We start from the raw sequence: 13,469 nt of genomic DNA, 5'->3' as shown, positions 1-13,469 counted from the left end.
ATGTCGCTAGCTTTTTAGGCTGTTTTAGCTTTTTTCTTTTGTTTAGGTTTTTTTGATTTTTTGGAAATAAAGCGAACAAGACTAATGATAAGTGATACAACATATTCACCAAATGAGCCGATAAAAATGGCAATTGCTATTTCTGTTTGTGACATCCCACCGCCGTAAAAGCTGATGAAAAATACGACACCACTTGCAATTAATCCCATTGTTGCTAGAAAATATTTAAACCAATATAAACGAAAAACAAAATCAAATAGACATACAACTGCTAAAAACCCAAGAAAAATAATCAAGGATAGCGGAATTAAACTCATAGATACAATCTCCTTTAGTTAAGTAAAACATCTTTTTTATCCATCTATCATACCACAGGTTGGAAATAATGATAAGTGAAAAATAATTGAACGTCATTTTCAACGGGTGGAAATGAATTCAAAATCGAATTATTATTGCATCTGGCCTCAGTTTATGGTATTCTATCTTAGAATTAAAATTTATCTCTTATCCAGAGCGGTAGAGGGACTGACCCTTTGAAGCCCAGCAACCTACACATATATGTGAAAGGTGCTAATCTGTTGCAGGAGTAATATCTCCTGAACGATGAGAGCAAAGGTATAATTATAGCCTTTCTCTATTCGTGCGCGTTTTGTGCAAAATAGGGAGAGGCTTTTTATATGAGACGTATTTGGAGAGAACTAAAGGAGGAAATTAAAATTGGCTAAAAACCGTCATCTATTTACATCAGAATCGGTTTCTGATGGACATCCAGATAAAATTGCAGATCAAATATCTGATGCAATTTTAGATGCAATTATTTCAAAAGATCCGGACGCGCGTGTAGCTTGTGAAACCACGGTGACGACTGGTTTAGTATTAGTAGCGGGAGAGATTACGACGTCTGTTTATGTAGACATCCCTAAAATCGTTCGCGATACTATTAAAGAAATCGGCTATACCCGTGCAAAATATGGCTTTGATGCAGAAACATGTGCTGTTTTAACGGCAATTGATGAGCAGTCACCAGATATCGCACAAGGCGTAGACGAAGCGTTAGAATCCAGAAGTGGCAACGAAATTGACGCTGCTATTGAAGCAATCGGAGCAGGAGACCAAGGTTTAATGTTCGGTTTTGCAACAGACGAAACAGAAGAATTAATGCCATTACCGATTTTCTTAGCGCATGGTTTAGCTCGCAAATTAACCGAGTTACGCAAAACAAATAAATTAGATTACTTGCGTCCAGATGCGAAAACACAAGTAACTGTCGAATATGATGAATTTAATCAACCAGTTCGAATTGATACGATTGTTGTTTCAACTCAACATCATCCTGATATCACACAAGAACAAATTGCGAAAGACTTGCACACGCATCTTTTCCCAGAAGTGATTGATGCTTCTTTCTTAGATGAAGATACGAAATACTTTATCAACCCAACTGGCCGCTTTGTTATCGGTGGCCCACTTGGCGATGCTGGTTTAACTGGCCGTAAAATCATCGTGGATACATACGGTGGTTATGCCCGTCATGGCGGGGGAGCGTTCTCTGGTAAAGATCCGACCAAAGTAGACCGTTCTGGCGCTTATGCTGCAAGATATGTTGCGAAAAATATCGTAGCTGCTGGACTTGCTAAAAAAGTAGAAGTACAAGTAGCCTATGCTATCGGCGTTGCGCGTCCGGTTTCGATTTCGATTGATACGTATGGAACAAGTGACTATTCCGAACAAGAATTAATCGATGGCGTAAATGCATTATTCGACTTACGACCAGCTGGCATTATCCATATGCTAGACCTGCGCCGCCCAATTTATCGTCAAACAGCCGCCTTTGGTCATTTTGGCCGTAGCGATCTTGATTTACCTTGGGAAAGAACCGATAAAGCAGAAGCATTGAAAAAATTAATTGTAAAATAAGTCTAACCGAGCATTTCCTCTCAGAAATGTTCGGTTTTTTTCTTTCGTAAACAGTGCAAAGAGCGTCTAGTTATGATATGATAGACGTTGTGAAAAAAAGATAAAATGATTATCTATATAGAGGAGAAATGTTACCATGTGTGGATTTGTAGGATGCGTACATGACCGCATTACAGAAATTACTGGCGCTGATAAAGAAACCTTTAGACAAATGAATAGTATGATTACGCACCGTGGGCCAGATGATGAAGGATACTTCACAGATGATCACGTGCAGTTTGGTTTCCGCCGTTTAAGTATTATTGATGTAGAAAACGGTCATCAACCGTTAACGTATGAAAATGAACGTTACTGGATTATTTTTAATGGAGAAGTGTATAACTATGTGGAACTCCGCGAGCAATTAGTTGCTGAAGGAATGACATTTGAAACCGAAAGTGATACCGAAGTAATTATCGCTACATATGCGAAATACAAAGAAAAAACAGCAGAACGCCTTCGCGGGATGTTTGGTTTTGTTATTTGGGACAAACAAGAAGAACTTGTTTACGGCGCACGCGATCCATTCGGAATTAAACCATTTTTCTACGCAGAAGAAGACGGCAAACTGTTCATGGGTTCTGAAAAGAAATCCATTTTACATGCGTTAAAAGAAAAAGAATTAGATGAAGTATCATTACAAAATTATATGACGTACCAATTTGTTCCAGAACCAGATTCCTTAACTAAAAATGTAAAACGTATAGAGCCAGGACATCAGTTCACGAAAAAAATTGGACAACCAATGGAAATTACGACTTATTGGAAAGCATCTTTTGCACCAGTAACTAAATCAGAAGACGCATGGATTAAAGAAGTCCGTGACGTAATGTATGATTCTGTTAAAATGCATATGCGTTCTGACGTACCAGTCGGATCGTTCCTATCTGGTGGCATTGATTCATCAATTATTGCAGCAATTGCCAAAGAATACCACCCAGCAATCAAAACATTCTCAGTTGGTTTTGAACGCGATGGTTTCAGTGAAATCGATGTAGCAAAAGAAACAGCAGACAAACTTGGCGTAGAAAACATTAGTTATGTTATCTCACCAGAAGAATATATGAAAGAACTACCGAAAATTGTTTGGCACATGGATGATCCACTAGCTGACCCGGCTGCTATTCCGCTTTACTTCTTATCAAGAGAAGCGCGTAAACAAGTAACCGTAGCATTATCCGGTGAGGGCGCAGATGAACTTTTCGGCGGTTATAATATTTATAACGAACCAAATTCCCTTGCGATGTTTAACAAAATGCCAGGCGTATTTAAATCCTTGTTAAATAACGTAGCGCGTGTTATGCCAGAAGGAATGCGTGGTAAAAGTTTCTTAGAACGTGGAACAACGCCGATGGAAGAACGCTACATCGGAAACGCCAAAATGTTCACCGAAAAAGAAAAACAAATTTTACTTCCAAAATATCAAGCTGGTCATGACTATACGAACATTACAGATCCATTTTATGCGGAAACAAAAAATTATCATCCTGTAGAAAGAATGCAGTATATTGATATTCATACGTGGCTTCGCGGAGATATTCTTCTCAAAGCTGACCGCATGACGATGGCTAATTCGCTGGAAGTCCGTGTACCTTTCCTTGATAAAGAAGTGTACAACGTGGCAAGAAATATTCCAGATACAATGAAAACAACCAATGGAACAACCAAATATATCTTACGTAAAGCGGCAGCAACATTTGTACCAGAACACGTACTTAACCGCCGTAAACTAGGATTCCCAGTACCAATTCGTCACTGGTTAAAAGACGAAATGAACGCTTGGGTTAAAAACATCATTAAAGAATCACCAACCGATCATTTAATTAACAAACAATATGTACTAGACTTACTAGACGACCACTGTGCCGGTAAATTCGATTACAGTCGTAAAATCTGGACAGTCGTTATTTTCATGATTTGGTATGATGTATACGTAGCAGACAAATACGATTTTAAAAAATAAAAAGAAAACCTAGACAAAGCGATTAATTAGCCTGTCTAGGTTTTCTTTTTTCAATAATAATGACAAATGGAGCATCATTTTTTTGATTAATAAAGTTGTAAGATAATACATGGAAATCTTGTTGGGGGATAGCTTCGCAAAAAGTCACGACAGCATCTTTTTCTTGTTTTCCAGCAGGGTGGCCGTGATAAATAACGAGAATAATGACGCCACCAACTTCAAGCAGCTCCATTAAATGGCCAATGCTTTCTAACGTAGAATCAGCAGTTGTAGTAATTTCTTTGTCGCCACCAGGTAAATAACCAAGATTAAAAATAGCGACACGAACCGGTTTTGATGTATATTCCGGAATGCGCGCATGGCTAGCACATACGAGTTCTACTTGCGAACTGGCACCCGCATTTTCTAACCGAGTGTTCGTCGCATCAATCGCCAGTTGTTGAATATCAAATCCAAGCACATGTCCATTGATGCCGACTAGTTCTGCTAGCAGAAGCGTATCATGCCCATTACCACAAGTCGCATCCACCACGTAATCTCCAGAACGAACTACTTTTCGGAGCGTATCATGGGCGAAGGGGAGAATGCCGCGCAAATTCATTTTGCATTCACTTCCACAGGTTGATACAATTTCCCTTGCCAGCTATCTCTGCGTACCAATTCCGCATCAATCGCATTCAGAACTTCAAATTTGTTCAAACTCCAAACTGGTCCAATCAAATCATCCACGCCACCATCACCAGTAATCCGGTGAATAACCATTTCTGGCGGTAAGATTTCGAGTTGATCAGCTACTAAGTTCACATAACCATCACGCGTTAAAAATTCTAAGTCACCTTTTTTATAATCTTCTACCATCGGCGTTCCTTTTAATAAATGAAGCAAATGGATTTTAATACCATCAACGCCACTTTCTACTACTTTCCGTGTTGTTTCCATCATCATTTCTGGTGTTTCTTTTGGAAGCCCGTTGATAATGTGGGTACAAATGCGGATATTATGTTTTTGGAGTTTGCGCACGCCTTCCACATAACAATCATAATCATGTGCTCGGTTAATTAAGCGCCCAGTTTCATCATGGGCGGATTGTAAACCAAGCTCCAACCATAGATAAGTACGTTCATTCAACTCAGCTAAATATTCCACCACATCATCTGGCAAACAATCCGGTCTTGTCGCAATCGAAAGCCCAACTACACCTGGCTCATTCAAAACAGTTTCAAATTTCTCACGTAACTCGGCAACGGGGGCGTGTGTATTCGTGAAAGCTTGGAAATAAGCGATACATTTCCCATCTTTCCATTTCGTTTGCATTTTGTCGCGAACTTGCTGGAATTGCACTTTTAAATCAAGTGCGCGGTTGCCGGCAAAATCCCCAGAACCTGCCGCACTACAAAATGTACAACCGCCGTGCGCGACCGTGCCATCACGATTCGGACAATCAAAGCCGCCATCAAGCGCCACTTTATACGTCTTTTGACCAAATTCTTCCCGCAAGCAGTAGTTCCACGTATGATATCTTTTATTATCATTACTATATACAAATGGATTCGTTTGTTTCACTAGTTTTAGACTCCTTCAAATGAAATTCTCCATTCATTTTAGCACATTTTAGTAGGAAAGTTAGATAAATCTTCCGAGCGCTTGCTAAAAAAATGAAATTCAGCTACAATAAAGCTAATGAATTTTGCGAAATAGCGATGAATTGGAGTAGTAATCTGCATATTTTGATGTTAAGAGAGCTGACGGTTGGTGCAAGTCAGTCACAAAATCTGGATGAACTTACCATGGAGCTTGGGTGTATCCCCGTTTTCCGCGTTAAGGAATTGATAAGTTGAGTGGTCAAACACTAATGTGGGTGGTACCGCGGGAGAAGCATCTCTCGTCCCATGGCGATAAGCCGTTGGGATGTAGGGGTTTTTTTGTAGCCAAAATTCGATATTTTAAGGAAAAGAGGATGAGTAAAGTGACATTTAATCATAAAAAAATGGAACCGAAATGGCAACAATATTGGAGTGAACATAACACTTTCAAAACAACCGAAGATAAAAATAAAGAAAACTTCTATGCACTTGATATGTTTCCTTACCCGTCTGGAGCAGGTCTTCACGTAGGACATCCAGAAGGTTATACAGCAACTGATATTTTGTCTCGAATGAAACGGATGCAAGGGAAGAATGTACTTCACCCGATTGGCTGGGATGCATTTGGTCTTCCTGCTGAACAATATGCGATTGATACTGGTAATGATCCAGAAGAATTCACCGCACTTAATATTGCGAACTTTACTCGCCAAATTAAATCATTAGGTTTTTCCTACGACTGGGACCGCGAAATCAATACAACAGATCCTGAATATTATAAATGGACTCAATGGATTTTCGAAAAACTATATGAAAACGGCCTAGCTTATGAAGCAGAAATCGCTGTAAACTGGTGCCCAGCGCTTGGAACCGTACTAGCTAACGAAGAAGTTATCGATGGCAAAAGTGAACGCGGAGGCTTCCCAGTTTTCCGTAAACCAATGCGCCAATGGATGCTTAAAATTACCGCGTACGCGGATCGTTTGCTAGATGATCTTGATCTAGTGGATTGGCCTGAAAATATCAAAGACATGCAACGTAACTGGATTGGCCGTTCAGAAGGCGCAGAAGTTACTTTTAAAATCAAAGGTAGTGATGCAACGTTTAACGTCTTCACAACACGCCCAGATACCCTTTTTGGCGCAACATATACGGTGTTTGCACCTGAGCATGAACTTATTGAAAAAATCACTACACCGGAGCAAAAAGAAGCAGTAGAAGCATATAAAAAACAAGTAGAACTAAAAAGCGAACTAGAAAGAACCGACCTTGCAAAAGATAAAACAGGTGTCTTCACAGGAGCTTATGCAATTAATCCAATCAACGGCGAAGAAGTGCCAATCTGGATTGCTGACTACGTATTGATCCAATACGGAACGGGCGCAATTATGGCCGTACCAGCACATGACGAACGCGACTTTGAATTCGCACAACAATTCGGCTTGAATATTCGCCCAGTACTTGAAGGTGGCGGCGTAACAAAAGAAGCTTTCACTGGCGACGGTCCACACATTAACTCAGAATTCTTGAATGGACTAGCTAAAGCTGAAGCCATCACTGCTGCAATTGATTGGCTAGAAAAAGAAGGCATCGGTAGCCGCAAAATCACCTACCGTTTGCGCGACTGGTTGTTCAGCAGACAACGCTACTGGGGCGAACCAATTCCAGTTATCCACTGGGAAGACGGCGAATCGACACTTGTTCCAGAAGAAGAACTACCACTACTTTTGCCAAAAGCAACGGAAATCAAACCATCGGGAACAGGCGAATCTCCACTTGCCAACCTGCATGACTGGGTAAATGTAACAGACGAAAATGGCCGTAAAGGGCGACGTGAAACAAATACCATGCCACAATGGGCTGGCTCAAGTTGGTATTTCTTACGCTACATCGATCCAAAAAATACCGAAGCAATTGCGGATAAAGAAAAACTAGCAGAATGGCTTCCAGTTGACGTTTACATCGGCGGGGCAGAGCATGCTGTACTTCACTTGCTTTACGCTCGTTTCTGGCATAAATTCTTGTATGATATCGGCGTAGTTCCAACCAAAGAACCGTTCCAAAAACTATTTAACCAAGGCATGATTCTTGGCGAAAATAATGAAAAAATGTCCAAATCAAGAGGCAATGTCGTTAACCCTGATGAAGTAGTAGAAAAATACGGCGCAGATACGCTTCGTTTATACGAAATGTTCATGGGCCCACTAGAAGCTTCTATCGCTTGGAATGAAAACGGCCTAGAAGGAGCACGTAAATTCCTAGACCGCATTTGGCGCTTGCTAGTAACAGAAGAAGGCGCACTTGCCGAAAAAGTTACAACAACAGCGAATACTGATTTGGAAAAAGCCTATCATCACATGGTGAAAACCGTAACAAATCATTACGAAAATCTACGTTTCAATACCGGCATTTCCCAACTAATGATTTTCATCAATGAAGCATACAAACAAGACACGATTCCAAAAGAATATGTCGAAGGTTTCGTTCAATTACTATCACCAATCGCACCACATCTAGCAGAAGAACTATGGGAAATCCTAGGTCATACTGAAACAATCAGCTACGTAGCTTGGCCAACGTACGACGAAGCCAAACTAGTAGAAGATGAAGTAGAAATCGTTCTCCAAGTCAACGGCAAAGTAAAAAGCAAAATCACCGTTGCCAAATCTCTTGGAAAAGAAGAACTAGAAAAAATCGCACAAGAAGACGACAAAATGAAAGAAAACCTAGAAGGCAAAACAATCCGTAAAGTGATTGTCGTTCCAGGGAAACTTGTAAATATTGTTGCGAATTGATTGAGAAAGCTTTGAAATTAGTATAACTGCTAATTTCAAAGCTTTTTTCTTACGCAACGTGCATAACAAATAAAGCGCTCATTTTGCTAGTATTAATGTAAAACGGGGTGTCTGCAACGAAAAACAATATAGACTACATTAAAACTGTCCAAAATGTAAAAAGTTTTTTTGAGGAGTTTCAATATTTGGTTTTTCTTTTAGGAAGTAAAAATGAACTAAAACTGCGAGTTGATGGTATTTTAGAAGTAACTAATAATCAACGCCAAGTCGAATTAACAGCGATAGGTAGTTTAGTAAAGCTATATATAGAAATACTAAACACCATGAATCCGCTTCATCGTTATGTTTTAGTTAAATGTTATGTTGACAAGCAAAAGGATGATACAACTTTAATAGAATTACCTTATAAAAGTGCACAATATAAAAAAATAAAAAAACAAGCTGTACTAGCTTTAGCCGAGGAACTCGAAATTATTGTAGAAAAAAAGTAGTTGTAGACGAAAGAAGATACGTATTACAGGTTGCATATTATACGTTTTTATGGTATATTAGGAAACAGTGTTAAATCACACACGCACGGTGACAGACTGAGAAGGTGCTTAACGACTTGTTCGCTTAAGTTTTTCAGCTGGTTGATCCATGCGGAGGGCGGTTATCCGCAAAAAATAAACCAATAGGAGGGAATAACACATGCCTGTTATTTCAATGAAACAATTACTCGAAGCAGGAGTTCACTTCGGCCACCAAACTCGTCGTTGGAACCCAAAAATGAAGAAATATATCTTCACAGAAAGAAATGGTATTTATATCATTGACCTACAAAAAACAGTGAAAAAAGTAGACGAAGCTTTCAACTTCATGCGTGAAGTAGCTAGCGACAACGGAACTATCCTGTTTGTAGGAACTAAAAAACAAGCTCAAGAATCCGTTCGCGACGAAGCTATCCGTTCTGGACAATATTTCGTGAATCATCGTTGGTTAGGTGGTACTTTAACTAACTTTGAAACTATTCAAAAACGTATTCAACACCTTAAAAAAATCGAAAGAATGGAAGCAGATGGAACTTTTGAAGTCCTTCCTAAAAAAGAAGTTGTCCTTCTTAAAAAAGAACAAGAAAAATTAGAACGCTTCTTAGGCGGAATCAAAGACATGAAAGGTCTTCCTGATGCATTATTCATCGTTGACCCACGCAAAGAACGTATTGCGGTTGCAGAAGCTCGTAAACTTCATATTCCTATCATCGGTATTGTTGATACAAACTGTGATCCGGATGAAATCGACTACGTAATCCCTGCAAATGATGACGCTATCCGCGCGGTTAAATTATTAACTGCTAAAATGGCTGACGCTATCATTGAAGTGAACCAAGGGGAAGAGTTAACGGAAGCGGAAGTTGCTCCTGTAGAAGAAAAAGCTACAGAAGAAACTACTGAAGCATAAGATTTTATTTGAAACTTTCAAGGTGATAAGGCACTATTCTTATCACCTTTTTTAAAGAGAAAAATTGGAGGGAAAATAAATGGCTAACATTACAGCTCAAATGGTAAAAGAATTACGTGAAAAAACTGGTGCTGGTATGATGGATTGTAAAAAAGCACTTGTAGAAACAGAAGGAGATATGGAAAAAGCAATTGACTATCTTCGTGAAAAAGGAATCGCTAAAGCTGCGAAAAAATCTGATCGTGTAGCTTCTGAAGGTATGACTCATGTAATCAGCAATGAAAAACATGCAGTAGTACTTGAAGTAAATGCTGAAACAGATTTCGTTGCTAAAAACGATAACTTCCAACAATTAGTTGACGCTTTAGCTAAACAAATTCTTGCAGTACGTCCAGATAGCTTAGAAGACGCACTTAAAACAGAAATGCCTAATGGCCAAACTGTTCAAGATTACATCACTGAAGCAATTACAAAAATCGGTGAAAACATTTCCCTTCGTCGTTTTGAAGTAAAAGAAAAAGCGGACAACTCTGCTTTTGGCGAATACATCCACATGAACGGACGTATTGGTGTTCTTACACTTCTTGAAGGAACTACTGATGCTACAGTTGCAAAAGATGTTGCTATGCATATCGCTGCAATCAACCCTAAATACATTTCTCGTGAAGATGTTTCTTCTGAAGAAGTTGCACACGAAAAAGAAGTATTAACTCAACAAGCATTAAACGAAGGCAAACCAGCTAATATCGTTGAAAAAATGGTAGAAGGCCGTTTGAAAAAATATCTAAGCGAAATTTCCTTAGAAGACCAACCTTTCGTTAAAAACCCAGACATCACTGTAGGCGACTACGTGAAACAAAGCGGTGGTAAAGTTGTATCATTCGTACGTTTCGAAGTAGGCGAAGGAATCGAGAAAAAAGAAGATAACTTTGTTGAAGAAGTAATGAGCCAAGTGAAAAAATAAGTCAATTTTAAATTGATTACTAAAACCCCGCATTTTCTTAGGAAATGCGGGGTTTTTTATTTTCTTCTTTGGTTATACATTCATTTTATTTGATATAATTAAATAGTACCGACACGAACTTCACCAATTACGAAGGAGAAATAGCAGATGGGAAAATCTAAAGTAATAGAATACGCCTTATTAATTATGATGTTATTATTGGCATTTGTATCTTCTATCACCAACGAGAGGTTATTTTGGCCAATTTTGATATTAGGAAGCTTGATCCATGCTTTTTGTATGGCAGATAAGAAAGATGTTTTGCGCGTGGATCTAGTTATTATCGCTATTTTAGTATTGCTTAATAACTTTGATCCATACTAATAGTAAATTTTAGCTATGTAGCTTTTCCTCACTAAAATGGTTTAACATCCATCATTTTTTTGCTATACTTGAAAAAGAGAATATTAACTGCAAAGGGAGAGCAACATGAAAAAAATCATCAAGATTGTTTTAATTGGTTTATTTATGCTATTTTTACTAAATAGTTTGTGGACGATGATACAGACGAAAGAAGGATTAGATTCACCGTTCTGGCTACAATTGTTTTATTTGCTTGTCTATGTAGTTTCAGCGATTGCCACCTATAGAGAGAAATGGTATGGTTTTGCTGTGGCATTTTTACTCGGAATAGTAGTTATGTTAGTGAGTATAATTATTAGTATATAGCTGAAAACCTCGACACGTCATCGAGGTTTTTTTATTTATCAAAGTTTAATATACTAGTTATGAATATTTATGCGATGAAAATATAAGATTTTATATGTTTAAGTAGTTAACGGTATTAAATATTTAAGTGATAAACGAGCTTTATGAACATTTAGTGAAGTATTACAAACGAAATGTATAAAAAGGAAATAATCAACCTAAAATGAGTGGAAATATCTTTTTTTCTAAAGTTTTAGCTCAAAAAGAGTAATAATCATACTAATTAAGACCTATTTTTAGTCATTCGCGACATGAAAAGGGCATTTCATTACATTTTTGGTTATACATGAGTATTTCATGGTACAATTTTTTTGTACAAGAAAAGTTTAAAGAAATCTAGGGGCATCTGTTTTCAGCATAATGATTTAAATAGGATAGTTAATCATCAGCCTATTTTTATAATCTATTCTAAAAAAAGTGAGGTGAATAAAAAGGGGGGAGCATTTTAGTACGGTTTTGTTATTTAACAGACTAACTGGCGACGAATTGCTGATGGGGATTTTGATGCTAAATATGCGGTATCAAGACGGCAGGTTGGTAAATCGGTTAGAGGTAACGACCTTAAAAAATGCAAAACAGGTGAAAGAAACGGTATTTAAAGGGAGACATGGTATAAATCTTTTTATTTTTATCATCGTATGTTTATAGTTTCACTTAATTCAACTATTACTAACAAAGAGGAGCGACAGGAATGAAGAAAATTGTAGCATTGTTACTAGCGTTTGTATGTTTATGGACGGTTTTACTTCCAGGGCAAGAGGCGAGTGCGGCAGCAAAAATCAATGGCTGGGACTTAGTAGATTCAAGTAAGCACATGGATTACTCTGGAAATTCGAAATATATGTCTTTTATTAGATCAGGGGCAAATACATGGAATGCGTATAAAAAAGGTGTAATTAGACCTGCATCTGCAACGAATAAATCGGATGTATATTGTAGTGATATTTCAGCAAATAATAATATAAATGCAACAACGTATAGTAATGGGAAAATCACTTTTAACAAAAAGAATATGGATAAGAAAAATAATGCTGGCAAGCAAAACGTTGCTACTCATGAACTGGGACATGGTTTGCGCTTGGCTCATAATGCTTCTACAGATGTTATGTATCAATATAGTACATCCAAAACAAATTTATCCACGAATGATAAAATTTCGTATGACGCAGCATATAAAAAATATTAAAAGGGGCACTCAAATTGAAAAAAACAACTATGGGAATCATCGCTTCAGTAATTAGTATTATAGGCGTCGGCTGTTTCTTAACAGTAAATACGTATGCCGAGAAAGCGGAACCACAGAAAAAGGAAATACCGACATATGCTATTTATTCCGATTATACACTTGATGTAGATAATCCGAATGAAGTTGTTGGCGATGCGGATTACGTTTTTGTAGGGAAGGTAACAGAAGAAACAGGAACCATTTATAAAAATAAAACACCAATGGAACAAGAAGATGGCTCGACTGTTTATATTGGTGACGCATACACGAATTATAAAGTTGAAGTAATTACTAATTTAAAAAATGAATTAACGATTAATAAAGAAGTTTCACTTGAAAAACAAGGTGGCATTCGTGAAGACGGATCTGCTTATGATGTATTTGAAGATGACCAACTACCAGAATTAGGCAAAGTATACATCTTTACTGCATATATTCAAGACGATGGATCCTTGCTTGTAGCAGGCGGGAACTCGACTATTTCCTTCGATGAGAAAACAAAAAACATTGATACAGAAAAAGAAGTTGTCAAAACCGAAGAATTTGAGCTTTATGAAGAAGCGGTTGAAAATCAAGTAGTTTCAGAAGAAAAATAAGTAGAAAGCATAACGATATGTATGATAATCGTTATGCTTTTCTTTTGCGTAATAAAAATAATTTTTAAACAATTTGCAATTATTTGTTGCGCTTTCAAAAAAAATCGGTTAAACTAATAACGTTGCATAATAAAACAAAGGAGGAATGGACGATGAATAATTATATGAAGACTTCAAACAAGGCATTATTGCGCTTAAAA

13 protein-coding genes, 1 riboswitch and 1 other annotated feature are annotated in these 13,469 nt (G+C 37.8%); of the genes, 10 read left to right on the top strand and 3 right to left on the bottom strand.

Annotated elements, in window-relative coordinates; translation table 11 throughout:
- Positions 1-14 precede the first annotated feature (14 nt).
- A complete protein-coding gene (locus tag HCX62_RS06935) occupies positions 15-317 on the bottom strand; it encodes a hypothetical protein (RefSeq protein WP_008948024.1) in 303 nt (100 codons plus the stop codon).
- 184 nt (positions 318-501) lie between these two features.
- Positions 502-610, top strand: a riboswitch (SAM riboswitch).
- Positions 611-717: 107 nt separating this feature from the next.
- On the opposite strand from HCX62_RS06935, the gene metK reads away from it, so the two are divergent.
- The gene (gene metK, locus HCX62_RS06930) at positions 718-1,917 is read left to right on the top strand and encodes a methionine adenosyltransferase (RefSeq protein WP_003733235.1); all 1,200 of its coding nucleotides are present in this window, start codon (positions 718-720) and stop codon (positions 1,915-1,917) included.
- A 136-nt stretch (positions 1,918-2,053) separates the two neighbouring features.
- Entirely contained in the window at positions 2,054-3,919 is a 1,866-nt protein-coding gene (asnB, locus tag HCX62_RS06925) for an asparagine synthase (glutamine-hydrolyzing) (protein WP_185637932.1), read from the top strand.
- A gap of 22 nt (positions 3,920-3,941) precedes the next feature.
- On the opposite strand, the gene mnmM is transcribed toward asnB, so the two are convergent.
- Both mnmM and mnmL read right to left on the bottom strand, forming a co-directional pair.
- Positions 3,942-4,520: a tRNA 5-(aminomethyl)-2-thiouridylate-methyltransferase MnmM gene (gene mnmM / locus HCX62_RS06920; RefSeq protein ID WP_185637930.1), complete on the bottom strand. Its 579-nt coding sequence runs from the start codon at positions 4,518-4,520 to the stop codon at positions 3,942-3,944.
- Complete coding sequence (gene mnmL / locus HCX62_RS06915; RefSeq protein ID WP_008948020.1) at positions 4,517-5,482, bottom strand: tRNA modification radical SAM protein MnmL/YtqA; 966 nt, start codon at positions 5,480-5,482, stop codon at positions 4,517-4,519. The genes mnmM and mnmL overlap by 4 nt, the downstream gene beginning before the upstream one ends.
- A gap of 128 nt (positions 5,483-5,610) precedes the next feature.
- Positions 5,611-5,812, top strand: a binding site (T-box leader).
- 73 nt (positions 5,813-5,885) lie between these two features.
- Here mnmL and leuS point away from each other — a divergent pair.
- The 8 genes from leuS (at position 5,886) to HCX62_RS06875 (ending at position 13,269) form a co-directional block, all read left to right on the top strand.
- Positions 5,886-8,297 (top strand): leucine--tRNA ligase, encoded by a 2,412-nt coding sequence (gene leuS, locus HCX62_RS06910; RefSeq protein ID WP_185637928.1) that lies wholly within the window; start codon positions 5,886-5,888, stop codon positions 8,295-8,297.
- Positions 8,298-8,404: 107 nt separating this feature from the next.
- Positions 8,405-8,788, top strand: coding sequence for an ArpU family phage packaging/lysis transcriptional regulator (locus HCX62_RS06905; RefSeq protein ID WP_185502354.1), 384 nt, complete (start codon positions 8,405-8,407; stop codon positions 8,786-8,788).
- 199 nt (positions 8,789-8,987) lie between these two features.
- Positions 8,988-9,737 carry a 30S ribosomal protein S2 gene (gene rpsB / locus HCX62_RS06900; RefSeq protein WP_003723971.1) on the top strand — a complete coding sequence of 250 codons (750 nt, stop codon included), beginning with the start codon at positions 8,988-8,990 and terminating at the stop codon, positions 9,735-9,737.
- A 79-nt stretch (positions 9,738-9,816) separates the two neighbouring features.
- Positions 9,817-10,701, top strand: a complete 885-nt coding sequence (tsf, locus tag HCX62_RS06895) for a translation elongation factor Ts (protein WP_008948017.1) — start codon at positions 9,817-9,819, stop codon at positions 10,699-10,701.
- Positions 10,702-10,848: 147 nt separating this feature from the next.
- The gene (locus HCX62_RS06890; protein WP_185481493.1) at positions 10,849-11,064 is read left to right on the top strand and encodes a hypothetical protein; all 216 of its coding nucleotides are present in this window, start codon (positions 10,849-10,851) and stop codon (positions 11,062-11,064) included.
- Between the two features lie 105 nt (positions 11,065-11,169).
- On the top strand, positions 11,170-11,409 hold the full coding sequence (locus HCX62_RS06885; RefSeq protein ID WP_185637927.1) for a hypothetical protein: 240 nt from the start codon (positions 11,170-11,172) through the stop codon (positions 11,407-11,409).
- A 730-nt stretch (positions 11,410-12,139) separates the two neighbouring features.
- Positions 12,140-12,634, top strand: coding sequence for a matrixin family metalloprotease (locus HCX62_RS06880; RefSeq protein ID WP_185637925.1), 495 nt, complete (start codon positions 12,140-12,142; stop codon positions 12,632-12,634).
- Positions 12,635-12,648: 14 nt separating this feature from the next.
- Positions 12,649-13,269, top strand: coding sequence for a cell surface protein (locus HCX62_RS06875; RefSeq protein ID WP_185637923.1), 621 nt, complete (start codon positions 12,649-12,651; stop codon positions 13,267-13,269).
- Positions 13,270-13,469 lie beyond the last annotated feature (200 nt).

The sequence above is a fragment of the Listeria swaminathanii genome, assembly GCF_014229645.1.
GTDB lineage: Bacteria > Bacillota > Bacilli > Lactobacillales > Listeriaceae > Listeria > Listeria swaminathanii.
The sequence above is the reverse complement of the archived record's forward strand: the minus strand, read 5'-3'. Positions and strand labels throughout refer to the sequence as shown.